The following is a 22,456-nucleotide window of genomic DNA, read 5'->3' as shown; positions in this document are numbered from 1 at the left end:
GTTGTTCCTGGCATTCAAGGCCTGACGCGGACCTACCATCGCGCCGCCATGCCTTTCCCCACTGTCAGCATCCTGATCCCGACCCACAACCGGCCGGATTACCTGCCCCTGGCCCTGCAGTCCGCACTGGCGCAGAGCTTTGGCGACTTCGAGATCGTCATCAGTGACAACGGCCACAGCGACGAAAGCCTGGACCTGCTGCGCCCGACGGTGGCGGCAGACCCGCGCATTCGCCACCTGCGCTGTCCCAGCCGCAATCACTATCTGGACAACTGGCTGCATGCGCTGTCGCACGCGCGAGGGGACTACATCGCCTTCCTGATGGACGACGATCTCTTCCATCCCGAGAAGCTCGCCCGCATGGTGCCCTTGCTGCAGAGCCACCCGGAGGTGGCCCTGGTGACCAGCTACCGCCAGCTCATCAACGGGCGCGGGCAGTTCCTGCCCGATCTGCCCGAGACCAAGCCCTTATTTGGCGACGATGCGGTGGTCAGCGGCCACTCCTTGGGTGAACGCATGCTGCTGAGTGGCGCCAATGTGGTGGGCGAACCCACCACGGCGATGTTCCGCCGCCGTGATCTGAGCGCCAGCTTTGGCTTCTTTGCCGGGCGGCAGTACCAGGTACTCTCAGATGTGGCGACCTGGTTGCGTCTGATTCAGGGCCGGCGCGTGGTCGTGCTGCGCGAGGCCCTGTCCTACTTCCGCCTGCATGGCGGCCAGGATCAACGCCGCTCCCTGCAGGCCGTGCAGGCCAATGTGGAGTGGCTGGATCTGTTGATCGATTCGCACGACCAGGGACTCTATGTGCAAGATGTGGAGGCCTTTCGTCGCACCCTCAAGGCCCAGTTGGATGCCCTGGTGCCTTTCCTGACCAAGGAGGCCGAGGCCATCCGCAGCGGTGCCTGCCATATCGAGCCGATCCAGTCCGCGCTGCGTCGTGGCTTCGACCGCCTGTTTCACTGATGCTGATGACAACTGCCCCCCGTCTACGGCCTGACGGCCGCCGCCTCCCCTCAAGGGGGCCCATGGTTTCTTGGGGCGACCCGACAAAGCCATGAAGCGCCCCTACGTCATCGTCACCCCCACCTGGTGCGTCAGCTCTGGGGTCAGGGTGCTGCACGGTCTTTGCCACGAGCTGCGCTCCCTCGGGCTAGAGGCCTATGTGCTGCTGACCAACAACCTGAGCCAGGGCGGACCGGTGTTGAACCCGGCCTTTCACACGCCGGCCATCAATGCACAGATGGACAGCCTGTGGCCGCGCCTACGCCGCGAGGCCATCACCGTCTACGCCGACGGCGTGCCTGGCAACCCCTTCGAGGCCGAGCGCGTCGTGCGCTATGTGCTGGGCAAGGAAGTGCTGCGCGGCGATGAGAATCCGGCCGAGTTCCGCCTCTATCACTCCAAAGCCTTCCCCGTGCAGCGCCGGGGCGATCAGCGCACGCTCTACTACCTGCCGGTGGACCTGGGCTTGTTCAACGCCCTGAACACCGCCCCGACCCTGGAGCGGGAGCAGGACCTGATCTGGATTGGAAAGGGCGGTCGCTACGTTGGGGCCGAACGCCCGCCCGGCGTGCGCGAAATCACTTACGGCTGGCCGCCCACCCGGGAGGAACTGGCCGCCGAGTTGCGCAAGACCCGTTTCCTCTATAGCTATGACACGCTCTCGGCCACCAATCTGGAGGCCATCCTCTGCGGCGCGGTGGTCGTGCTCAAGACCCTGAACTATCACGAGTGGCCCTGGACGCGTCGCGACATCGAGGCCACCGAGCATGGCAGCGGCGGCTATGCCTTTGGCGACAGCGAGTTCGAGGTGCAACGCGCACTCCAGACCCGGCCCGAGTTCGTCGCCAACATCCGCTACCACCAGCAAATGTTCCGCCAGCTGTTGTGGGAGTTTGTCGAAGCCAGCCAGGCGCATTTCAAAGCCTGAACTGGCGGTAAACCCGGTGCCGCCTGTGGCCTTCAGCGCCATGGCGCACGGCTACCATGCCGCGCCATGACGGCGACCGTGACCCTGGCCAATCAAAAGAGCTTCAAAGCTCCCCCAGGCGTGAGCCTGCTCGACGCCGCCGCGGCCGCTGGCCTGGCCCTGCCCCACTCCTGCCGCAGCGGCCGTTGCAGCAGCTGCAAGACCCGGGTATTGCGCGGCCAGGTGCTGCCCCTGCGGACCGACACAGTCCTCAGTGCCGAAGAGCGCGCCGCCGGCTGGTCCTTGAGCTGCATCGACGCCGCCGCGCCGGATTGCGAGCTGCAGCTGGATCTGGAAGATCAGGCCGAACTTGCGGGACTGCGCAGCCTGACCCTGCCGGCTCGGGTGGAGAGGCTTGAGCGTCGCGCCGACCTGCTGATCCTGAGCCTGCGCCTGCCCCTGCAGCCGCGCCTGGCCTATCTGCCCGGGCAATACCTGGACCTCATCGCCCCGGGCGGCCTGCGGCGTAGCTACTCGATCGCCAATGCGCCGCGCGCGGACGGTCGCATCGAACTGCACATCCGCCGGGTGGCGGGCGGGGCCATGAGCGAGTTCCTGTTCGATCAGCTGCAGCCCGAGCAACTGCTGCACCTGCAAGGCCCGCGCGGCAGCTTCCATCTGCGCCAGGTCGAAGGTAGACCTTTGCTGCTGCTGGCCACCGGAACCGGCATCGCCCCCATCAAGGCCATGCTCGAAGGAATGACGCAGCGCCCCAGTCGCACCCTGCTGATCTGGGGCAATCGCCGCTCCGACGACATCTACTGGCAGCCGCCCGCCGGCGTCGAGTTCTGGCCCGTGTGCTCGCGCGAGGCCGGGGCGGCGCGGACTGGTCATCTGCAGCAGCACCTGCCGGATGGCGACCTGTCCGCCTGGACCGTGCGCGCCTGCGGCAACCCGGCCATGCTGGACGCCGCTCGCGCCCTGCTGCTGGCACGCGGCCTGCCGGAGCGCGAATTCCATGCCGATGCCTTTGTGGCGTCCGGCCAAGACAAGGGGGAAGAAGCATGAAAGCCGTGATCCTGGCCGGCGGCCTGGGCACCCGCATCAGCGAGGAAACCTCGCTGCGCCCCAAACCCATGGTCGAGGTCGGCGGGCGCCCCATCCTCTGGCACATCCTGAAGATGTACGCCCAGCATGGCATCAATGACTTCGTGATCTGCTGCGGCTACAAGGGCCATGTGATCAAGGAGTTTTTCGCCAACTACTTCATGACCCAGAGCGACGTCACTTTTGACATGCGCTCCAACCGCATGGAGGTGCACCACAAGCGCGCCGAGCCCTGGAACGTGACCGTGGTGGACACGGGTGAACACACCATGACCGGCGGGCGCCTGCAGCGCGTGCGGCGCTACCTGGAGAACAGCGAGGCGTTCTGCTTCACCTACGGCGACGGGGTGTCGGACATCGACATCTCCGCCTCACTCGAATTTCATCGGCAGCACGGCAAGCAGGCCACCCTGGCCGCGGTGTTCCCACCGGCCCGCTTTGGGGCGTTGGACCTGGAAGGTGATCGCGTGCGTGCCTTCCAGGAAAAGCCGCGCGGCGAGGGCGGACGCATCAACGGCGGCTTCTTCGTGCTCTCGCCCCAGGTGCTGGACCTGCTGGACGGCGACGACTGCGTGTGGGAGCAAAAGCCGCTGGCGACCCTGGCCGAGCAGGGCGAACTGATGGCCTTTGCCCATGACGGCTTCTGGCAGCCCATGGACACCCTGCGCGACAAGAACCTGCTGGAAGAGCTGTGGGCCAGCGGAAAGGCACCGTGGAAAAGCTGGACCTGCTGAACACCCTGCGCGGCCGCCGTGTCCTGCTGACCGGCCACACCGGCTTCAAGGGCGGCTGGCTGGCCCTGTGGCTGCATCAGCTCGGGGCCGAGGTACACGGCTTTGCGCTGGACCCCAACACTGAGCCCGCGCTCTTTGAGGTCGCTCGCGTGGCCGAGGTTCTGGCCAGCGACACCCGCGCCGACCTGCGCGATGCCGCCGCCATCAAGGCCTGCGTGGCCCGCGTGAGCCCCGAATTGGTGCTGCATCTGGCCGCCCAACCCCTGGTGCGCGAAAGCTACCGTGACCCCGCGGGCACCTGGGCCAGCAATGTGCAAGGCACCGTGCATATGCTGGACGCCCTGCGCGGCACGGCCTGCCGGGCAGCCGTTGTCATCACCACCGACAAGGTCTACGCCAACCAGGAGTGGGACCACCCTTATCGCGAAAGCGATGCCTTGGGCGGGCACGACCCGTACAGCGCCAGCAAGGCCGCCTGCGAGCTGGTGGTGGAGAGCTTTCGCAAGAGTTTCTTCACGGACCAAGGCCTGCGCCTGGCCAGCGCCCGGGCCGGCAATGTGATCGGCGGCGGCGACTGGGCGGCCGAGCGCCTGGTGCCCGACATCCTCAAGGCCCTGGACGCCGGCCGGCCCGTGCCCCTGCGCCATCCGGCCAGCGTGCGCCCCTGGCAGCATGTGCTGGAACCCCTGAGCGGCTATCTGCGCCTGGCCGCCGGCCTGCTGGAGGGCGAAGCCGGTCTGGACGCCGCCTGGAATTTCGGCCCCGAGGTCGCCGACGCTCAACCCGTGATCGAGCTGGTGCGCGGCCTGGGTGCCCAAGCCAGCGTGCAGAGCGGCGAGCACCCGCACGAGGCCGGGCGGCTCGAGTTGGACATTGCCCGGGCCCGGCACCGCCTGGGCTGGCGACCGCGCTGGCCGCTGAATCAGGCCCTGGCCGCTACCTTGGCCTGGCATCAAGCCTGGCGCGCCGGCCAGGACATGCAGTCCTTCAGCCTGCAGCAGATTGAGCAATACGCCCCTTCATGATTCCCATGCAGCCCCAAGCCCATCTGAACGCCGCGCCCCTGGCCCCGCCCGCCAACGAGGGCCCGGAGGCCGCCGCCCTGCGCGAGCAGATCCGCGGTCTCGTCGCGCAGTACGCGGCACTCACGCACGAGGCACCGCGCGCCTTCGAGCCCGGCAAGACCGTGCTGCCGCCCAGCGGCAAGGTGATCGGGGCCCCCGAGTTGCAGGCCATGGTGGATGCCTCCTTGGACGGCTGGCTCACCACCGGGCGCTTCAACGCTGCGTTCGAGTTGCGTCTGGCCGCCTACCTGGGCGTGCCCCATGTGCTGACCGTGAATTCGGGCAGCTCGGCCAATCTGGTGGCCTTCCAGACCCTGACCTCGCCGCGCCTGGGTGAACGCGCCATCCGCCCCGGCGACGAGGTCATCGGCGTGGCGGCGGGCTTTCCCACCACCGTCAACCCCATACTGCAGTTCGGCGCCGTGCCGGTGTTTGTGGATGTGGACCTGGCCACGCACAACATCGACGTCAGCCAGTTGGAGGCCGCGCTCAGCCCCAAGACGAAGGCCGTGATGATTGCCCACGCGCTGGGCAATCCCTTCAACCTGGATGCCGTCACGGCCTTTTGCAAGCAGCACGGGCTGTGGCTGATCGAGGACTGCTGCGACGCGCTGGGCGCCACCTATCGCGGGCAGAAGGTTGGCAGCTTTGGCGACATCGCCACCCTGAGCTTTTACCCGGCCCACCACATCACCATGGGCGAGGGCGGCGCGGTGTTCACCCGCGACCCCGAGCTGCGGCGCATTGCGGAGTCTTTCCGCGACTGGGGCCGCGACTGCTACTGCCCGCCGGGCAAGGACAACACCTGCGGCAAGCGCTTTGACTGGCGCCTGGGCGCCCTGCCCCAGGGCTATGACCACAAATACATCTACAGCCACAACGGCTACAACCTGAAGATCTCGGACATGCAGGCCGCCTGCGCACTGGCGCAAATGGACCGGCTGGAGCACTTCATCGCCACCCGGCGCAAGCACTTCGATTTCTTGAAGCAACGCCTGCAGAGCTGCCGCGAGTGGCTGCTGCTGCCCGAGGCGACAGAGCACAGCGAGCCCAGCTGGTTTGGCTTCCCCATCCACCTCAAGCCCGAGAGCGGCGTACAGCGCGTGGACCTGCTGCGCTATCTGGACCAAGACGCCATCGGCTCGCGCCTGCTGTTCGCGGGCAACCTCACGCGTCAGCCCTATATGCAGAGCCAGACCTTCCGCTGCGTGGGCGATTTGCCCAACACCGACGCGGTGATGAAGGGCACCTTCTGGATCGGCGTGCACCCCGGACTGGATGAGGCCAAGCTGAACTACATCGCTCAGCGCATCGAACTCTTTTTTGGACTTGGACTTTGACCGCAAGATGATTGGCCTGAAGGTACAGATCAACCACCAAACCCCGGTGCTGGCCGCCGGCGACGACCTGGGCGTGCTCAACGCCATCCTCAGCTGCACCGGCCCCTTGGGCCCGCGCAGCCAGGTTGACCCTGAGAAAGAGCCGCTGGACATCTTTCTAACCCTCGGCGGCTTGACCCGCCGCGGCCCCCAAGAATCGGAAGAACACCCCCGCTGGCTGCACCAGGACGGCTTGGGCGTGGGCGACCGGGTCAGCATCGAAGTGGTGCAAGTGGATGAGGCCACGCCGGCCGAGACGGCCTTTGCGGCCCGCGAGCAAGAGCGCGAAGAGCGCGAGTACTTTGAGCACTGCCGCAGCATCTATCTGGAGCTGCGCCACAAATACGAGTCGCTGCCGCTGTGAGCCTTGCTGCGCCGCTTGATCTGCAGTCCCTGGCGGGCCAGCGCATCCTCATCAGCGGCGCGGCCGGCTTTCTGGGGGGCGCCCTGGCGCGCCGTTTGGCCACCCTGCCAGGCACACGCATCGTGGCCCTGGTGCGCAACGCGGCACGGGCCCGCAGCCGCTTGGCCGACATCGCGCCTGCCGTGGAGTTCCTGGAATGGGACCTGAACCGCATCGCCGTGCCGGACCTGGGCGGGCCGGTGGACCAGGTGATCCACGCCGCTGCCCAGGCCAGCCCGCGCTTTTACGGCAGTGACCCCGTGGGCACCCTGATGCCCAATGCCGTCGGCACGGCCGCGCTCTTGCAAGCGGCCCAAGCCGCCGGCGCCAAGGGCTTTGTCTTCGTGTCCAGCTCCGAGGTCTATGGCACGGTCAGCTCCGAGACGGCGCTGGCAGAGACCGACGGCGGCCGGGTTGACTGCGCCTCGCTGCGCGCCTGCTATGCCGAGAGCAAGCGCCTGGGCGAGACCCTGTGCGTGGCCTGGCACCAGCAGCACGGACTGCCCACCTACATCGTGCGGCCCTTCCATACCTATGGCCCGGGCCTAACCGCCGAAGACGGCCGCGTGTTTGCCGACTTCGCCTTCGCCGTAGCGCGTGGAATGCCCCTGGTGATGACCAGCGACGGCAGCGCCCGCCGCGCCTTTTGCTACGCCGACGATGCGGTGGAGGGCCTGCTGACCGTGCTGCTCAAGGGCCAACCCGCCACGCCCTACAACCTGGCCAATCCGCAGGCCGAGCTATCGGTCAGGGAACTGGCCGAGTTGCTGGTCTCGATTGGCCAAGACCTCGGCCTGCCCACCCGGCTGGAGCAGCGGCCTCCGCCGGGCGGCTACCTGCCCAGCCCCTTCAATCGGCTGGTGCCCGATATCGGCCGCCTGCAAGCCTTGGGCTGGCAGCCGCAAATCGGGGCGCGCGAGGGCTTCACCCGTTTCATCGAACACATCCGCCGGAGCGAGGCATGAATCTGACCGATCTGCAGGCCCAGTACGAGGCCGGCACCTTGAGCAAGGCCGACTTCATTGCGCAGGCCAACCAGGTTCACCAGCAGCTCTTTGCGCTGATCCCGCCGCTGATCAAGAGCGAGGTGCACCAGATCCTGATCGATGGCGAGGGCATTCGCTACGTGATGGGCGACGAGGCCGTGGCCCTGTGGTGCCCGGCGAACGAAGCCCGCGTGGCGCCGCTCGAGACCCTGAACTTCGGCGCCTACGAACCCGAAGAGTCCGCGCTGATGAACCGCCTGGCAGCAGGCGCCAAGTGCATCTTGGACATCGGCGCCAACATCGGCTATCACGCCTTGAGATTGGCGCAGCGAGAACCCACGGCCAACGTGCACGCCTTCGAGCCCCTGCCGCTGAGCTTCGAGTTCCTAAGCCGCAATGTGGCGCTCAACGCCCTGGGCGAGCGAGTGCGCTGCTATGCCCACGGACTCTCGAACGAAAGTGGCAGCTTTGAGTTCTTCATCGCCCCCGAGAACGGCACCAATGCGTCCTTGCGCAATGTGGCGGCACGCAGCGATGCGAGGCGCATCACTGGCCTGGCGCTGACGCTCGATGCCTGGGCCCAGAACACCGGCGCCAGCCCGGACTTCATCAAATGCGATGTGGAGGGCGCCGAGTTGCTGGTCTTCCAGGGCGGCCGCGAACTGCTGGCCAGCCACAAACCGCGCGTCTTCACCGAGCTGCTGCGCAAATGGAGCGCGCCCTTTGGCTACCACCCGAACGACGTGATCGCCTTCTTCGCCGGGCTGGGCTATGGCTGCTGGGGCGTGGGCGAGTATGGGCTGCGCGAAATCGAGGTCGTCACGGATGAGACGGTGGAGACGAACTACGCCTTTTTGCACCGCCAGGCGCACGCCGCACTGATTGCCGAGCTGCTGGACGCGGAATGAAAGCCACTCCATGAAGCCCACAGCGTTCGCCCGCCGCATCCGCGCCCATGCCCTGCGCATGGTGCATGGGGCACGAGCCAGCCACATCGGCTCGGCGCTCTCGATCGCCGACATCGTCGCCCTGCTCTATGCCCCCGAGGGCGGCTGGCTGAAGGTCCGCGCCGAGGATCCGGGCTGGCCCGAGCGCGACCGCTTCCTGCTCTCCAAGGGCCATGCCTGCGTGGTCGTCTACGCCGCCCTGGCCGAGCGCGGCTTCTTCCCGGTGGACGAGCTGGGGACCTATGGCCAGGACTTCGCCCGGCTGATGAACCACATTTCGCACAAGGTGCCGGGCGTGGAGTTCAGCACCGGCAGCCTGGGCCACGCCCTGCCCTTCGGCGTCGGCAAGGCCCTGGCCGCCCAGACCCAGGGCAACAGCTGGCGCACCGTGGTGCTGACCAGCGACGGCGAATGGGACGAAGGCTCGAATTGGGAGGCGCTGATGTTTGCCGCCCACCATCGGCTCGGGAGTTTGAGCGTGATCGTCGACGCCAACGGCCTGCAAAGCCTGACCACGGTGGACCAGACCCTGCGCCTGGAGCCGCTGGCCGACAAGTTCAAAGCCTTTGGCGCGGCCGTGGCCGAGATCGATGGCCATGACCCGCAGGCGCTGCGCGAGGCGCTGAACCGCCCTCACCCGCACCAACCCTTGGTCGTCATCGCGCGCACAACGAAAGGCAAAGGCGTCAGTTTCATGGAGGACAGCGTGGCCTGGCATTACCGCAGCCCGAATGACGCGCAGTTGACCGAGGCCTTGGGTGAGGTCGGAGATGCGTAACGCCTTCATTGATGAGCTGTGCGCGCTGGCGCGCAGCAACCCCCACATCGCACTGGTGGTCGGCGACCTCGGCTACTCCGTGGTCGAAGCCTTCGAGCAGGAATTCCCGCAGCGCTTCTTCAACGCCGGTGTGGCCGAACAGAACATGACCGGTCTGGCGGCCGGCCTGGCCAGCGAGGGCTTTCACGTCTTCACCTACTCGATTGCCAACTTCCCCACCTTCCGCTGCGCCGAGCAATTGCGCAACGACGTGGCGTATCACGGCCTGCCGGTCACGGTGGTCAGCGTCGGCGGTGGTCTGGCTTACGGCAATCTGGGCTACAGCCACCATGCGGTGCAGGACTACGCGCTTGTGCGCACCCTGCCCGGCATGACGATTGCCGCCCCCGGCTGCCCGATGGAAGTGCGGGCCTGTCTGCGCCATCTGGTCCGCCAACCTGGCCCCAGCTATTTGCGCTTGGGCAAGGCGGGTGAACCCGCCCTGCATGCCAACCCGCCTGCCTTGGAGGCCGGCCGTTGGCTGCGCATCCAAGGCCCGGCAAACCCACGGCGCGCGCTTTTAAGCACCGGTGCGGCCCTGGCGGCCGCCCTGGCCTGGGCGCAGCAACCGGGGCACGAAGACTGCGCCGTCTACAGCCTGCCGCTTTGGGGCATTGCCGCCAAGGCCCTGCAGGCCGAGCAGATTGCCGCCTTCAATGAAGTCATCGCGCTGGAAGACCACCTCAGCGACGGCGGCTTCGGCTCCTGGCTGCTGGAGGCCGCCAGTACCGCGGGCCTGGCCGGCCGGCTGCGCCTGCGCGGCCTGGACGCCAAGGTCTGCGGCGAGGTGGGCTCGCAGGCCGCGCTCAATCGCCTGGGGGGCTTGAGCCCGGGCTGAGTACACGGCTTTCTCTGTCACCAAGCCGTCACACGAGCCCGACAGCATGCGCCGCATGAAGAACAACAAGAAGCAGACATGAAAGTCGCCCTCTTCCTGCTCATGCTGGTCCTGGCCGCCGCAGCCTTCCTGCACTGGCGCCGGGGCTGGCGCCTGAACTTCATCAGCCAGGCCCAGCTGCCGCGCAGCGTGCTGACCCAGCTGCAGCAGGCCCATCCGGACTGGAGTGCGGCGGACCGTGAGCGCGTGGCAGACGGCCTGCGCCAGTACTTCCGCATTTGCGCCCGCGCGTCGGGGCGCTTCGTGGCCATGCCCAGCAAGGCCGTGGATGCCGCCTGGCACGCCTTCATCCTCGACACCCGCGCCTACGCCAGCTTCTGCCAGCGTGCCTTTGGACGCATGCTGCACCACACCCCGGCCGAAAGCCTGCCCAAAGGCCAGTCCACACGGCATTTGCATCAGGGCTTGCGCCGGGCCTGGCTGGGCGCCTGCAATGAACAGAGCATTGACCCCCACCGGCCGACTGCCCTGCCCCTGCTGTTCGCACTGGACGCTGAGCTGGGCATCGTGGGGGGCTACCGCTACGTGCCGGATTGCAGCCTGCTCAGCCGGGATCGCGGCGACACCCATTGCGGCAGCGCATTGGCTTGCGGCGGTGGGGATGGCGGGACCTGGAGTTCGGAGCGCAGCGATGCGGGCGGCAACGCCAACGACCGCGGCGGTGCGGATGGTGGCGACGGCAGTGGAGGCGACGGGGGCGACTGAGCGTCGTTCAAGGGGCCGCAGAGGCTGCGCCGACAATCCGCCCCATGCAGCTCGCCGATCTTGATGCCCGATTTGCCGAACTCGGCGCCCTGCCCCAGCACCGCAGCCGGGTGCTGCGCCACTGGCTGCAGGCCATCCCGCTCACCCAGGGCCGCAAAGCCCTCGAACATTTTTTGCCCAAGGCCCTGCGCGAGGCCCTGCCCGGCCTGATGGCCGAATGGCAGGGTTTGGTGAGCCTGCACACCCGGGAGCCGGCCGCCGATGGCTCGGAGCGCCTGCTGTTCACGCTCAAGGACGGGCAGTCGGTCGAGGCGGTGCTCTTGCCGCAGCGCGACAAGGCCTGGGGTCTGTGCGTGTCGTCTCAGGTCGGCTGTGCGGTGGGTTGCGGCTTTTGCATGACGGGCACCGGCGGCCTGATCCGGCAGCTCAGCACCGGCGAGATCCTGGCCCAGGTGGCGGCGGCGCGCGGCTTGCGGGCCGTCAACAAGGTGGTCTTCATGGGCATGGGCGAGCCCTCGCACAACCTCGAAGCGGTGTTGGAGGCCATTCAGGTGCTGGGCACGGAGGGCGGCATCGGCCACAAGAGCCTGGTGTTCTCCACCGTGGGCGACGAGCGGGCCTTCGAACGCCTGGCCTCGGCCAGCGTCAAGCCGGCCCTGGCCCTTTCACTGCACACCACGCGCGCCGCGCTGCGCCAGCAGTTGCTACCGCGTGCCCCCCGTCTGAGCCCTCAGGAGCTGGTGGGGCGAGCCGACGCCTACGGCCGCGCCAGCGGCTACCCCGTCCAGTACCAATGGACCCTGCTGGCCGGCGTCAACGATGCCGAAGACGACGAGATCGTGGCCCTGCTGGGTGGGCGCTACGGGGTGCTGAATCTGATCCCCTTCAACCGGGTGGAGGGCCTGCCTTTTGAGCGGCCCGAATGGGAGGCCTGCCGCGACATGGTGCGCCGCCTGCACCAGCGCGGCATCCTGACCAAGCTGCGCGACTCGGCCGGCCAGGATGTGGAAGGCGGCTGCGGCCAGTTGCGGGCGCGCATCCAGGCCGAGCGCCCCATCAAGCTGCATCGGCCGGCACAATGAAAAAAGGGTGGCCTCGGCCACCCCTTTTGAGGCGTCGCGGGATTTACGGGCGCGACGGGTAAATGCCCTCGCTCACCACACAGTGCTTGAGCACCAGATAGGGATTGCGAATGGCCACCGGCTGGCTGCCGCCCGCCGCCCCCACGGTGATGCTGTTGGCACCCATATTGGCGTCGGCCGCGCCGCTGCTGTAGTTATTGGAACGCGCCAGCTTGGCGGGAACCGCGCCGCTGGGACTGTCGGTGTTGCCGGCGCTGGCCGTGCCGCGCTGTACCGCAGTGTGGGTGTGCATCGGCATCTGATTCAGCGTCAGAGTGATGTTCTCGGAGCCCGACGCTTCGCCCTGCGTCATGGGTGTCAGCCCAGGCCCCATACCGGCGCCCACCATTGAACGCCCCCGCAGGTCGGGAAGGCCGAAGGTGACGCGGCCATCGCCGCCGTAGTTCGTGCCCAGCAGGGAGAACAAAGCGGTGTTCTGGGCAATCGCCAGCAAGGCCCCATTGGCCTCCAGCGTGCCGCGCGGGCAGAAGTTCGCCGCGGTGGTGCAGATCATTCCCATCACGGGTTCGCCGCTGCAAGCCAGGCTGGGCAGGGTCGTTCCCAGGCCCAATCCGCACAAAACCAAGGCGCGCAAAGCATTCGTTTTCATGACTATTCCTTTGTGAAAAGTGCGATCAAACCCGACGCCGCTGAGCCAGCAAGCCCAACCCCAGCAAGCTCAAAGCCAAGGCGCCCGGCACCGGTACGGGATTGGGCGGGCCGCCCGAACTGCGCACGGTGTCGATGGAGAAGAAACCGTCCAGGCTGCCGGAGAACGCCCCTTGTGCAAACACACCGCCCACATGGCTGTGTTCCACATCAAAGCTGTAGCTGGCACCAGGGAGCAAGGTCACCACGAACGTCGCCAACGCCGTGCCGGTCAGGCCGGTGTTGTTGCCGGGGTTCAGGGTGTCCACCTGCCGGTTGTGAAACCAGAACTCGTTGAAGTTCTCCAGTGCGCTGACATTGGCGTAGGAATAGGCGTCAGCGCCGCTGGCCGAGGCGCTGCTGCTGACGGTGGCACGGAACAGCACCGAGTAGGTGGTGGTGGCCGAGTTGTTGGTCAGCGCAAAGCTGTAGTCGCCCCAGAGCTTGCCGGCCGTGGCATCCACCACCGTGCCACCGATGCTTGAACTGGCGCCCACACCATCGCCGGTCTGGGTCAGCAAAAAGCTGCCCGGACCGAAGCTGCCGCCCGCCTGCCAGCTGCCGGCCATGGCCATCGAGCCGGCCACACCGCCGACGATGCGGTTCAGGCTGCCACTCTGCACGCCGCCATTGGCGGCATCGGTACTGGCGTCCAGGTCAAACGAGGAGCTGGCTTGGATGACCAGATCACCCGGGATCGCCGCCGCCCAGACCCCGCCGCAACTGCTGGCCAAGGCCAGCACCAAGATTCGAATCGATCGCATCGGCCACTCCTGAGTCCGTGAAGTACTTCACGGTGCGCGCACCCCAGGTCAGCAGCAATGCGGATAACCCTTGAATCGCCGCGCCTGGGCGGGCTATCCCCCCCAGATCCGGGGCTCCGGGCTTGACGCGCAAGGCATCATGCCGGCTGGTTTCCTGCGAAGAAGAAGCGTGCGCATGAGCTCGAAGAAGAAGGCCTTTATCACGGGCATCACCGGACAAGACGGCTCCTACCTGGCCGAACTGCTGTTGGACAAGGGCTATGAGGTGCATGCCATCCTGCGCCGCAGCTCGGTCTTCACAAGCACCCGCATCGACCACATCATTCACCACGAGCGCCTGTTCACGTACCACGGCGACCTGGCGGACTCCAGCAATCTCCACTCGCTGCTCAGCCGCATCCAGCCCGACGAGATCTACAACCTCGGGGCGCAAAGCCATGTGGCGGTGAGCTTCGAAGTCCCCGAATACACCGCCGAGGTCGATGCCTTGGGCACGATCCGCCTGCTGAACGCGGTGAAGGACCTTGGCATTCAGCCGCGCTACTACCAGGCCAGTACGTCCGAGCTCTTTGGCGGCCTGCCCGACACGGCCCCCCAAAGCGAGGCCACACCCTTCTATCCCAAGAGTCCGTACGGCGCGGCCAAGCTCTACGCCTACTGGATCACGGTGAACTACCGCGAGGCCTATGGGCTCTATGCCTGCAACGGCATCCTCTTCAATCACGAGAGCCCGCGTCGCGGCGAGACCTTCGTAACCAAAAAGATCACCAAGGCCGCCGCGCGCATCGCCCAGGGTCGTCAGCAGGCCCTGGCCCTGGGCAATCTGGACGCCAAGCGCGACTGGGGCTATGCCAAGGATTACGTCGAAGCCATGTGGCTGATGCTGCAACAGGAGCGCCCCCAGGACTTCGTGATTGCCTCGGGCGAGACCCATACGGTGCGCGAGTTCGCCACCCTGGCCTTCCGCGCGGCCGGCATCGAGTTGGACTGGCAGGGCGAGGGCGTGAACGAGCGCGGCATCTGTCGCAAGACCGGTCAGGCCCGGGTGCTGGTAGACCCCAAGTACTTCCGCCCCGCCGAGGTCGAGCTGCTATGGGGCAACCCGGCCAAGGCGCGCGCCGAGTTGGGCTGGCAGCCGCGCACCAGCTTTCAAGAGTTGGTAGACCTGATGGTGCGCTACGACTTGGCGTTCGACGACTACGGCGGCGACGGCTATGTGCCTCCAGGGGCGATGCGCTCCGGGCCACAGCCATGATCCTCGTCACCGGCGCCACCGGCTTCCTGGGCCGGCATGTCTGCGCGCTCTTGGAGCAAAAGGGGCTGGCCTTTGGGCAGACTTCGCTCAGCCTCGGCGTCGATCTGCGCGACCCGGCCGCTACCCAAGCCCTGTTCGCGCGGGTGTTCGAGGGCCAAGCTCAGCGGCGGGTCATTCACTGTGCGGCCTTTGTGGGCGGCATTCAGTTCGGACTCAAGCATGCGGCCGAGCTCTTCCACCACAACCTGGCGATGACGCTCAGCCTCTTGGAGGCCAGCAAGCTGGCGGGTGTCCAACGCCTGGTCAACCCCATCAGCAACTGCGCCTACCCGGGAGCCGCCACCCTATTCAAGGAAGATGAGTTCTGGGATGGCCCCTTGCATGAATCGGTGCTGGTCTATGGCTTTGCACGCAAGGCCAGCTGGGTGGGGGCCTACGCCTACCAGCAGCAGCACGGGCTGGACTCGATCAATCTGATCCTCTCGAATATGTATGGACCGGGCGACCACTTCGAGCCCGAGCGCAGCCATGCTCTCGGTGCCCTGGTGCATCGCATCCACGAGGCCAAGCGCAAGGGCGCACCCGAGGTGGTGATCTGGGGCACGGGCACGCCGGTGCGCGAATGGCTGCACGTGCAGGACGGCGCCGAGGCCCTGGTGCGCGCCCTGGACGCCCCGCCCTGCTCCGACCCCATCAACATTGGCGTGGCCAGCGGCATCAGCATCCTGGAGATGGCGCGCTTGATCGCGGACGAACTGGGCTACACCGGTCGATTGCTCACCGACCCCTCAAAACCCGACGGCGCGCCCTACAAAACGGTGGACGGCAGCCGCGGCCAGGCGCTGCTGAATTGGTGCCCTAAGCGCGAATTTCGCCAGGGCGTGCGCGACACCATCGATTGGTATTTGAAGAACCACCATGCATGAAGTGATCCACGAGGGCCTGGTGCTGGCCCGGCATATCCCGGCCAGCGAGGCCTGGGGACATGACGCCAATTCGGGTCTGAAGTTCTTCAGCCCCGACAGCGATTTCATCCAAGTCGGCAGTTGGGCCTACCCCGCCGGCAAGGAACTGCTGGCGCACAGCCACAACGAAGCCCATCGCGACGTGGCCTGGACGCAAGAGGTGCTCTACATCCGCCGCGGCCGTCTGCGCGCCCGCGTCTACACGCCCGATGACCAACTGGTGACGACGCTGGAAGCTGGCGAGGGCGACGTGCTGGTGCTGCTGCGCGGCGGCCATGGCTACGACATTCTTGAGGACGGCACCCAGGTGCTGGAAATCAAGAACGGGCCTTACCTCGGCCCCGATGTGGATCGGAGACGACTGGCATGACGACAACCCCCAGCCTCTCTGCGGTCGTCACCCCCCGAGGGGGCTCCGGCTCCCTTGGGGCGGCCCGGCGGGAGCCAGTATGAAGCTGCACCTCGGCTGCTGGCACCGCCACTTCCCCGGCTGGGTGCATGTGGATCTGTGCGACCTGCCACATATCGATCACAAGAGCCGCATCGACCAGTTGCCTTTTCTCGCTGACGGCAGTGCCGAGCTGATCTATTGCAGCCACGCCTTCGAGTACTTCGATCGCCAGCAGGCACCGGCCGTTTTGGCGGAATGGCGCCGCGTGCTCGCCCCGGGCGGCCACTTGCGCCTGGCCGTGCCCGACTTCGAAGCCCTGATCCAGATCTATCGCCAGACCGGCGCCATTGAACGCGTGCTGGGTCCGCTCTATGGCCGCATGGAGATTCAGACCGCCAGCGGGCCTGAGTGCCTCTACCACCGCACCTGTTACGACGAGGCCTCGTTGACCCGGCTGCTGCAAGAGAACGGCTTTGCGCAGGCCCAGCGCTGGGATTGGCGCCAGACCGAACACGCCCACATCGACGACCACTCGCAGGCCTACTTCCCGCACATGCAAAAAGAGAGCGGCCTGCTGGTTTCGCTCAATCTTCAGGCGATCAAAGCATGAGTGATACGGACTTCATCCCCCAAATGCGTCCGCTATTCGGCGCCGCCGAGAAGGCGGAGCTGATCAGCTACCTCGATGAGGACGGCTTCTTCACCGAGTTCGAGCGCACGGCGGCCTTTGAGAAGGCCATCGCCGAATTCACGGGCGCCAAGCACTGCATCGTCGTCAACAACGGCACGGTCAGTCTCAGCCTGGCCGCCCTGGCCCTGGGCGTGGGCCCGGGTGACGAGGTGATCTGCCCCAACTACACCATGATTGCCACGCCCAACAGCGTGCACATGCTGGGCGCCAAACCGGTGTTCGTGGACGTCGAGCCCGACACCCTGATCCTGCACCCCGAGGCCGTACGCCGGGCCATCACGCCGCGCACCCGCGCCATCATGCTGGTCAGCGCCAATGGCCGCGCGCCTTCCGCTGCGGCAGGCGGCATCGAGGCCTTCGAGGCCTTGGCGCGCGAAACCGGTGTGGCCTTGATCGAAGACGCTGCGCAGTCTCTAGGCAGCTGGTACGCCGATGGGCGCCATATCGGCCGCGCCGGCGCCATCGGCTCGTTCAGCTTCTCAGCGCCCAAGATCATCAGCACCGGCCAAGGCGGCGCGCTGATCACCGACAGCGATGAACTGGCCGACAAGCTCAAACGATTGAAAGACTTCGGCCGCGCGCGCGGTGGCACCGACATCCACGACAGCATCGGCTTCAACTTCAAGTTCACCGAGCTGCAGGCCTGTGTGGGCCTGGCGCAAATGCGCCAGCTGCCGGAGCGCATTCCGCGCAAGAAGGCCATCTGGCAGCGCTATGCCGAGGGGCTGAAGGGGGTGGACGGCGTGCAACTGTTTGACCACGACACCCGGCTCTGCACACCCTGGTTCATTGACGGCCGCTTCGAGCGGCGCGACGAGTTGGCGACGCATCTGAAGCAACAGGGCATTGGCACCCGCACCATGTACCCGCCGATCCATCGGCAAAAGGCGTATGACCTGCCCGGCAGCCATCCCATCAGCGAAGCCATCGGTCGCGAGGGCCTGTGGCTGCCCTCGATGATTCAGCTCGTCGATGCCCAGATCGATCGCATCTGCACCGAGATTCGGCGCTTTTACGGCGCTTGACGCACGCCCCATCCCTGGACACTCAAAGACTGACCCGGAGGAAACCCATGGCCATCGAAACCCGCGCCTACGCCAGCTACGAGGACTACATCCGCCACCAAAAGAGCAAGGCCGACCACGGCACGCCGCTCTACACCAAGCTGCTGACGGACCTGTGGGAGCCGGACTGCGCGGGCTTCCGCGAGAACTTTCGGCCCTACAAGGAAATTCTGGCCGGCTGCAGCAACGCCCTGTGCCTGGGTGCGCGCACCGGCCAGGAAGTGCATGTGCTGCGTGAGATGGGGGTGAGCGGGGCCTTGGGTATCGACCTGGTGGCCACCCCGCCCCTGGTGCTGGAGGGCGACGTGCACCAGTTGCAATTCACTGACGCGAGCTACGACTTCGTGTTCTCCAACATCTTCGACCACGTCCTCTATCCGGATCGCTTCGTGGCCGAGATCAAGCGCGTGACGCGACCCGGCGCCCACATCTTGCTGCACCTCTCGGTGGCGCCGGAGGGCCTGCCCCACCCCGACAACGACCAATGGGCCGCCAACACCCTGCGCGACAGCCGCGACGTGGTGGCCCTGTTCGGCCCCGGCTACCAGGTTATTGAGGACCGCCTCCTCGCCCAAGCCAACTGGCCCACCTACTGGACCCTGTTCTTGCGCAAGGAATGAGGGAGTGATCACCCGGCTCGAGGCCGGGTGGTCGTCCGTGCTTTCAAATCAATCCCAAGCCACCTGAGGCGCCGGCAGACCCTGCAGCAACCCGTGCAGATGGCGTGCGATCTCGGCAAAGGTCGAGCCGGGGTGGTAGACCACCAGCTCGACGCTGGACAGCAGATAGATGTCCACCAAAGCGTCGATGCCATGCTCGCGCGTGATGGTGTAGCTGTCCGGGTCGCTCCAACTGGTCTTGCCCTCTTTGAGCTGCAGATGCAGGCGGTCCGGCCGGCTCTTTAGGCGCGCGCCATAGCGTTCACGCAGGCCGGCCTCCAGCGCGGCATCTTCGGTCGAGAGGAAGAACTCGCCGCCCGGAATGCGCTCGTCGATCAACGCGCTGTAGGTGGCCAGGGCCTCCTTCATATTGAAGTCGGTGCCCCGCGCGTGCACGGCCGGGGTGGCGGGCTTGAGGCCCAGCCCCGCTGCGGTGGCCATCACCTTGGCACGGATGGCCGGGTGCGGGTTGAGCTGACGCAGCGCGTCCACGCTGACCTGTTTGGGCAGATGGTGCAGATAGTCGTTGTCGTAGACCAGCACGATGTCGGCGGCCTCATCCAGAGTCAGGGCCTGAGCCCCGTTCAGGCGAGCGCCGGCGCGGTGCAAGTTCAGCAACTGGGGCCGCTCGTGCCGCAGCGCCTCACGCTCCACCCCATGGCCGGGCCCTTTCTCGGTAAACAGCGCCAAGCGAGTCGGATCCAACGCCGCAATCTCGTCCAGGCTGATCGGATCGATGGCGGTGGTGAACAGGTCCTTCCAGGGCGTCAAGCAGCCATTGGGCGTCACATCGTCCCAATAGACCCTGAGCTTGCGCCCGCTGGCCTGCGCATAGGCCATGGCCGAAGCCAGCGGCCGCAGGCGGTTGCCCAGGCCGCTGGTGCAGTAGGCAATGATCAGACGTTCGCCGCTGGGCTTGGACATGGTTTGGGGGCTGGGGGCGGGTTGGGATTGGCTGGGCGCCGGGGGCTTGTCGGCCGGGTTCGTTGCGGCCGGGTTCTTCTGCCAAGCCAGGGCCAGCAGGCTGTTGCGCAAAGGCGCATCCAGGCTGTCGTGCTGGCTGCCTTGCACGGCGGCCTGCACGGTGGCGCCCAAGAGACCCGCCATTAGGGTCTCGGTAGCGGGCAGCAAGGGCGTGGGAATGGGCGAACTGGTGGCGACGATCAGCAGACCCTGCTCCGTCACCAGGGCCTCGCTGACCAGACGCAGCAGTTGAATCACCAACGGCCCCGGGCAACCCAGTGCCACCACCACGCCAAAGCGTCCCTCGCTGTCGTTCAGACGCTGTTGGTCCCGGGCCAGTTCGGCAGCGGCGATGTCAAAGCGGGCCCCCTCCCAGGCACCCAGGTAGGCCGAGAGCACAACCGAAGCAGCATTGATCTCCTCATCGCTATAGCGCGCCGCGTCCTGGCTGCCGTGATCGTGCACCCCGATCACCAGCGCCCGCCCGCCCTGCATGCGGCGCGGCAACAGCCAGTCGTCCAGGGTCTGAGCGATGTCGCGACGCGGCGCCAGGGCTCGCCCCAAGCTGGCGCCGTGGCGCCAGCTCAGCCACTCCAGCAGCTCCAGACGCCGGGCGTGATTGCGCCCGTCATCGCGGCCCACACGCAGATAGTGCGCGCGCGGGTCCGCCTGGGCCTCGGGGTCGTCGCGGTAGCGCCAGCGGTAACGGGTGGCATCGAAATTGGCCAGCACCCGGTGCGGGCCCAGATTGCCGGTATTCACCAGCCAGGGGCAGTCGTTCTTCAGGCCTGGCCAGTGGGAGATCGCCACGCCCGCAAGCCGACGGGCCACATCAAAACTCATCTGGTCGCGCTTGCCAAAGAGCAGGAATTGCTCCCACCAGATCTCGCCCAGGCGGCGCAGCGCCGGGTCGTGGTGGCGGCGCAGGATCAGGGTGCAGGTGCTGAGCTCGCCCAATCCCTCCAGCCAGCCCTGTGCGCGGTAGTAGTCCAGCTGCTGGGTGAGCGCCGGCACGGTCTCATAGCCCAGCTGCACGATGGCCTCGGCCTCGGTGGCCGGATCGCGCCGGGTGCTGTGGCGAAAGCTGCGCAGCAGCGGGCCGTCTACGGACTCGCCCAGCAGCTCGGCGCGCGTGGGCAGGCGCGCAAAGCGCACGATGTTGTCGATGTAGAGGCTGTACTCCCACTCCTCCAGGTAGAGGTGCGGCAGCATCTTGGGGCGGCGCGAACTGCGCTCGGGCGGCAGCGGCTCCTGCAGCGGACGCATCTTACAGCGCGAACTCGGCTGCTCGGGGCGGTCTGTGAAGCAGACCCAATCGATGTCCAGATCGGTCTGCAGCTGCTCGGGGCTCAAGCCCTCGAGCGGATCGCCCAAAGCCTCCTTGCCCCCGGTCAGGACGGTATAGACGACCAGCTTGATCTTCTTTGCCATTGAATTGACTCAGCCTGTTCAGCGCAGCAGGGCCAACACACCCCGTCCCATCGAGCCCATCAGGGCCACGGCCTGCTGGGCATCGTAGAGGGCATTGATCTGGGCCACTCGCAGGTTGTAGTAATCGGACTCAGCACCCATCACATCAAACAGCGAACGCCGGCCGAGCTGCTGCCATTGCTGCAAGGTCGCGCCACGCAACTGCTGACTGGCGCGCAGGAGTTCGGCCGTGCGGCGCGCACGCTCCAAGGCGTTCTGGGCCGCGTCATGCACCTCCTGCAGGCGCCACTGGCGCTGATCCAGGGTTTCCTCGCGCTGCAAATTCGCCGCCTCGGCGCGCCGGCGTGCCGCGTCGCGCTGGGGTGCATCGGTGGCGCGCCACAACGGAATGGTGACCTGCACGCCCCCATGCCAGTCGCTGTTGTGGCCGTTGCCGCGCGCGGCGTTGGCCCCCGCCAGCCAGCTCACCTGGGGCTTTTGACCCGCGTTCACCGACTCCGCCAGATGACGCGCCGCCTGGGCCTGGGCCGAGGCCGCGCCGATCTCAGGCGCCGCGGTCAAGTCTTTTTGCAGCTGCGCCAGTTCAGGCACCCGGGCCAGCACGGCCGAGAGGCTCGCCGCGGGCGGCAGCGGGTCACCCAGCAGGCGGCGCAGGCGCGTCTCGGTGCTGCGCAGCACGTCCTGCGTGCCCACCATCGCCAGCTCGGCCTGTTGCTGCTGCTTTTGCGCCTGCACCAGCTCGCTGGAGCGCCCGGGGTCGAACTGGGTGATGGCGTCCAGGGACTCCACCAAGCACGCCATCTTGCGCACGTACTGGCCATAGACCTGCAACTGCAGGGTATAGCGGCTGCGGTCCAGGCTCAGGGCCACGGCCTGCAGGGCCACCTGCTCGGCCTGGCCTTGGCGCGCCGCCTGGGCGGCCTCATGCAATTGGCGCCGCCATTCCACCAGTTGTTTGCGCTGTCCCCAGTCCCAGATCGGACCGCCCACCTGCAGGGCCGCGCGCGCCTCCTCGGCAGCTGACTGCCGAATGCCGCGCAGGGTGCTGCCGGCGTAGAGTCCGGTCAAGGTCAGGTGGGCCTCCGGCCAATGGGCCAACTCGGCATCGCGCACATCGTCCTGAGCGACCTGTGCCAGCAGCGCGGCCACCCCGACCTGCTTGCTGCGCGCTTGAGCAGACTCGGCCACTTGAATCAGGTAGGCGCGCGGGTCGGTCTGCGCCAGCTGCAACTCGCCCGGCGATGCCGGCTCGCGCTGCAGGCGCAATCCTTCATCGTCTCCGCAGCGCCCCGATGTCGCCACCGCAGCCACTGCGGGAGCCGTTGCCGGCTTGACCCGGGCCTTGCCTTTGCCCACACCCTTGCCCACACCAGCCGCATCCAGAGGACCGGCCCAGGCCGTCAGCAGCAACAGGCAACACAGCAAACGCGGAAATGAGGCAGGCATGGCGGACCCAACAGACGCACGGCGACAGGGGGAATCACACCAGATACACGCGCCAGCGGGGCCAGGAACAATCGCCCAAAAGCCCCGCTTCTGGCGCTTGCATCGCGTA

23 protein-coding genes are annotated in these 22,456 nt (G+C 66.8%); 19 read left to right on the top strand and 4 right to left on the bottom strand.

Features of this window, described 5'->3' with window-relative positions:
• Nucleotides 1-48 precede the first annotated feature (48 nt).
• The 13 genes from FF090_RS09520 to FF090_RS09460 all read left to right on the top strand — a co-directional run bounded on the left by FF090_RS09520 (nt 49) and on the right by FF090_RS09460 (nt 12,031).
• Nucleotides 49-963, top strand: coding sequence for a glycosyltransferase family 2 protein (locus FF090_RS09520; protein ID WP_138856500.1), 915 nt, complete (start codon nt 49-51; stop codon nt 961-963).
• Between the two features lie 91 nt (nt 964-1,054).
• A complete protein-coding gene (locus FF090_RS09515; RefSeq protein ID WP_138856499.1) occupies nt 1,055-1,930 on the top strand; it encodes a hypothetical protein in 876 nt (291 codons plus the stop codon).
• Between the two features lie 66 nt (nt 1,931-1,996).
• Complete coding sequence (locus tag FF090_RS09510; RefSeq protein ID WP_138856498.1) at nt 1,997-2,977, top strand: FAD-binding oxidoreductase; 981 nt, start codon at nt 1,997-1,999, stop codon at nt 2,975-2,977.
• Nucleotides 2,974-3,750 (top strand): glucose-1-phosphate cytidylyltransferase, encoded by a 777-nt coding sequence (gene rfbF / locus FF090_RS09505; RefSeq protein WP_138856497.1) that lies wholly within the window; start codon nt 2,974-2,976, stop codon nt 3,748-3,750. Before FF090_RS09510 ends, rfbF begins: the two co-directional genes overlap by 4 nt.
• Nucleotides 3,708-4,775: a CDP-glucose 4,6-dehydratase gene (gene rfbG, locus FF090_RS09500; RefSeq protein ID WP_138856496.1), complete on the top strand. Its 1,068-nt coding sequence runs from the start codon at nt 3,708-3,710 to the stop codon at nt 4,773-4,775. Before rfbF ends, rfbG begins: the two co-directional genes overlap by 43 nt.
• A gap of 5 nt (nt 4,776-4,780) precedes the next feature.
• Nucleotides 4,781-6,154 (top strand): lipopolysaccharide biosynthesis protein RfbH, encoded by a 1,374-nt coding sequence (gene rfbH / locus FF090_RS09495; RefSeq protein WP_138858340.1) that lies wholly within the window; start codon nt 4,781-4,783, stop codon nt 6,152-6,154.
• Entirely contained in the window at nt 6,138-6,557 is a 420-nt protein-coding gene (locus tag FF090_RS09490) for a hypothetical protein (protein ID WP_138856495.1), read from the top strand. The genes rfbH and FF090_RS09490 overlap by 17 nt, the downstream gene beginning before the upstream one ends.
• The gene (locus tag FF090_RS09485; protein WP_175423600.1) at nt 6,554-7,561 is read left to right on the top strand and encodes an NAD-dependent epimerase/dehydratase family protein; all 1,008 of its coding nucleotides are present in this window, start codon (nt 6,554-6,556) and stop codon (nt 7,559-7,561) included. The genes FF090_RS09490 and FF090_RS09485 overlap by 4 nt, the downstream gene beginning before the upstream one ends.
• A complete protein-coding gene (locus FF090_RS09480) occupies nt 7,558-8,490 on the top strand; it encodes an FkbM family methyltransferase (protein WP_138856493.1) in 933 nt (310 codons plus the stop codon). The genes FF090_RS09485 and FF090_RS09480 overlap by 4 nt, the downstream gene beginning before the upstream one ends.
• A gap of 10 nt (nt 8,491-8,500) precedes the next feature.
• Complete coding sequence (locus FF090_RS09475; protein ID WP_138856492.1) at nt 8,501-9,307, top strand: transketolase; 807 nt, start codon at nt 8,501-8,503, stop codon at nt 9,305-9,307.
• On the top strand, nt 9,300-10,184 hold the full coding sequence (locus FF090_RS09470; RefSeq protein WP_138856491.1) for a transketolase family protein: 885 nt from the start codon (nt 9,300-9,302) through the stop codon (nt 10,182-10,184). Before FF090_RS09475 ends, FF090_RS09470 begins: the two co-directional genes overlap by 8 nt.
• Before the next feature lie 78 nt (nt 10,185-10,262).
• Nucleotides 10,263-10,949, top strand: coding sequence for a glycine-rich domain-containing protein (locus tag FF090_RS09465; RefSeq protein ID WP_138856490.1), 687 nt, complete (start codon nt 10,263-10,265; stop codon nt 10,947-10,949).
• Nucleotides 10,950-10,993: 44 nt separating this feature from the next.
• Nucleotides 10,994-12,031 (top strand): RNA methyltransferase, encoded by a 1,038-nt coding sequence (locus FF090_RS09460; RefSeq protein ID WP_138856489.1) that lies wholly within the window; start codon nt 10,994-10,996, stop codon nt 12,029-12,031.
• Nucleotides 12,032-12,074: 43 nt separating this feature from the next.
• Here the strand turns inward: FF090_RS09460 and FF090_RS09455 are convergent, their stop codons facing one another.
• Entirely contained in the window at nt 12,075-12,680 is a 606-nt protein-coding gene (locus FF090_RS09455) for a phage tail protein (RefSeq protein ID WP_138856488.1), read from the bottom strand.
• Nucleotides 12,681-12,705: 25 nt separating this feature from the next.
• Entirely contained in the window at nt 12,706-13,482 is a 777-nt protein-coding gene (locus FF090_RS09450; RefSeq protein WP_138856487.1) for a hypothetical protein, read from the bottom strand.
• A gap of 175 nt (nt 13,483-13,657) precedes the next feature.
• Here FF090_RS09450 and gmd point away from each other — a divergent pair, with 175 nt between their 5' ends.
• The 6 genes from gmd to FF090_RS09420 all read left to right on the top strand — a co-directional run bounded on the left by gmd (nt 13,658) and on the right by FF090_RS09420 (nt 18,468).
• Nucleotides 13,658-14,737, top strand: coding sequence for a GDP-mannose 4,6-dehydratase (gene gmd, locus FF090_RS09445; RefSeq protein ID WP_138856486.1), 1,080 nt, complete (start codon nt 13,658-13,660; stop codon nt 14,735-14,737).
• Nucleotides 14,734-15,663, top strand: coding sequence for an NAD-dependent epimerase/dehydratase family protein (locus tag FF090_RS09440; protein WP_138856485.1), 930 nt, complete (start codon nt 14,734-14,736; stop codon nt 15,661-15,663). Before gmd ends, FF090_RS09440 begins: the two co-directional genes overlap by 4 nt.
• The gene (locus FF090_RS09435) at nt 15,656-16,072 is read left to right on the top strand and encodes a cupin domain-containing protein (protein WP_138856484.1); all 417 of its coding nucleotides are present in this window, start codon (nt 15,656-15,658) and stop codon (nt 16,070-16,072) included. Before FF090_RS09440 ends, FF090_RS09435 begins: the two co-directional genes overlap by 8 nt.
• 79 nt (nt 16,073-16,151) lie before the next feature.
• Nucleotides 16,152-16,703, top strand: coding sequence for a class I SAM-dependent methyltransferase (locus FF090_RS09430; protein ID WP_138856483.1), 552 nt, complete (start codon nt 16,152-16,154; stop codon nt 16,701-16,703).
• The gene (locus FF090_RS09425; protein ID WP_138856482.1) at nt 16,700-17,809 is read left to right on the top strand and encodes a DegT/DnrJ/EryC1/StrS family aminotransferase; all 1,110 of its coding nucleotides are present in this window, start codon (nt 16,700-16,702) and stop codon (nt 17,807-17,809) included. The genes FF090_RS09430 and FF090_RS09425 overlap by 4 nt, the downstream gene beginning before the upstream one ends.
• 47 nt (nt 17,810-17,856) lie before the next feature.
• Complete coding sequence (locus FF090_RS09420) at nt 17,857-18,468, top strand: class I SAM-dependent methyltransferase (RefSeq protein WP_138856481.1); 612 nt, start codon at nt 17,857-17,859, stop codon at nt 18,466-18,468.
• A gap of 48 nt (nt 18,469-18,516) precedes the next feature.
• On the opposite strand, the gene FF090_RS09415 is transcribed toward FF090_RS09420, so the two are convergent.
• Nucleotides 18,517-20,901, bottom strand: coding sequence for a glycosyltransferase domain-containing protein (locus FF090_RS09415; RefSeq protein ID WP_138856480.1), 2,385 nt, complete (start codon nt 20,899-20,901; stop codon nt 18,517-18,519).
• Nucleotides 20,902-20,919: 18 nt separating this feature from the next.
• Nucleotides 20,920-22,347, bottom strand: coding sequence for a TolC family protein (locus tag FF090_RS09410; RefSeq protein WP_138856479.1), 1,428 nt, complete (start codon nt 22,345-22,347; stop codon nt 20,920-20,922).
• Nucleotides 22,348-22,456 lie beyond the last annotated feature (109 nt).

This window comes from Inhella inkyongensis (assembly GCF_005952805.1).
Taxonomy (GTDB): Bacteria; Pseudomonadota; Gammaproteobacteria; order Burkholderiales; family Burkholderiaceae_C; genus Inhella; species Inhella inkyongensis.
This window is presented reverse-complemented; position numbering and strand designations above follow the sequence as displayed.

Coding starts and splice junctions, on each gene's coding strand:
- FF090_RS09520 (WP_138856500.1), top strand. CDS start 49: ATGCCTTTCCCCACTGTCAGCATCCTGATCCCGACCCACAACCGGCCG.
- FF090_RS09515 (WP_138856499.1), top strand. CDS start 1,055: ATGAAGCGCCCCTACGTCATCGTCACCCCCACCTGGTGCGTCAGCTCT.
- FF090_RS09510 (WP_138856498.1), top strand. CDS start 1,997: ATGACGGCGACCGTGACCCTGGCCAATCAAAAGAGCTTCAAAGCTCCC.
- rfbF (WP_138856497.1), top strand. CDS start 2,974: ATGAAAGCCGTGATCCTGGCCGGCGGCCTGGGCACCCGCATCAGCGAG.
- rfbH (WP_138858340.1), top strand. CDS start 4,781: ATGCAGCCCCAAGCCCATCTGAACGCCGCGCCCCTGGCCCCGCCCGCC.
- FF090_RS09480 (WP_138856493.1), top strand. CDS start 7,558: ATGAATCTGACCGATCTGCAGGCCCAGTACGAGGCCGGCACCTTGAGC.
- FF090_RS09475 (WP_138856492.1), top strand. CDS start 8,501: ATGAAGCCCACAGCGTTCGCCCGCCGCATCCGCGCCCATGCCCTGCGC.
- FF090_RS09470 (WP_138856491.1), top strand. CDS start 9,300: ATGCGTAACGCCTTCATTGATGAGCTGTGCGCGCTGGCGCGCAGCAAC.
- FF090_RS09465 (WP_138856490.1), top strand. CDS start 10,263: ATGAAAGTCGCCCTCTTCCTGCTCATGCTGGTCCTGGCCGCCGCAGCC.
- FF090_RS09460 (WP_138856489.1), top strand. CDS start 10,994: ATGCAGCTCGCCGATCTTGATGCCCGATTTGCCGAACTCGGCGCCCTG.
- FF090_RS09455 (WP_138856488.1), bottom strand. CDS start 12,680: ATGAAAACGAATGCTTTGCGCGCCTTGGTTTTGTGCGGATTGGGCCTG.
- FF090_RS09450 (WP_138856487.1), bottom strand. CDS start 13,482: ATGCGATCGATTCGAATCTTGGTGCTGGCCTTGGCCAGCAGTTGCGGC.
- gmd (WP_138856486.1), top strand. CDS start 13,658: ATGAGCTCGAAGAAGAAGGCCTTTATCACGGGCATCACCGGACAAGAC.
- FF090_RS09440 (WP_138856485.1), top strand. CDS start 14,734: ATGATCCTCGTCACCGGCGCCACCGGCTTCCTGGGCCGGCATGTCTGC.
- FF090_RS09435 (WP_138856484.1), top strand. CDS start 15,656: ATGCATGAAGTGATCCACGAGGGCCTGGTGCTGGCCCGGCATATCCCG.
- FF090_RS09430 (WP_138856483.1), top strand. CDS start 16,152: ATGAAGCTGCACCTCGGCTGCTGGCACCGCCACTTCCCCGGCTGGGTG.
- FF090_RS09425 (WP_138856482.1), top strand. CDS start 16,700: ATGAGTGATACGGACTTCATCCCCCAAATGCGTCCGCTATTCGGCGCC.
- FF090_RS09420 (WP_138856481.1), top strand. CDS start 17,857: ATGGCCATCGAAACCCGCGCCTACGCCAGCTACGAGGACTACATCCGC.
- FF090_RS09415 (WP_138856480.1), bottom strand. CDS start 20,901: ATGGCAAAGAAGATCAAGCTGGTCGTCTATACCGTCCTGACCGGGGGC.
- FF090_RS09410 (WP_138856479.1), bottom strand. CDS start 22,347: ATGCCTGCCTCATTTCCGCGTTTGCTGTGTTGCCTGTTGCTGCTGACG.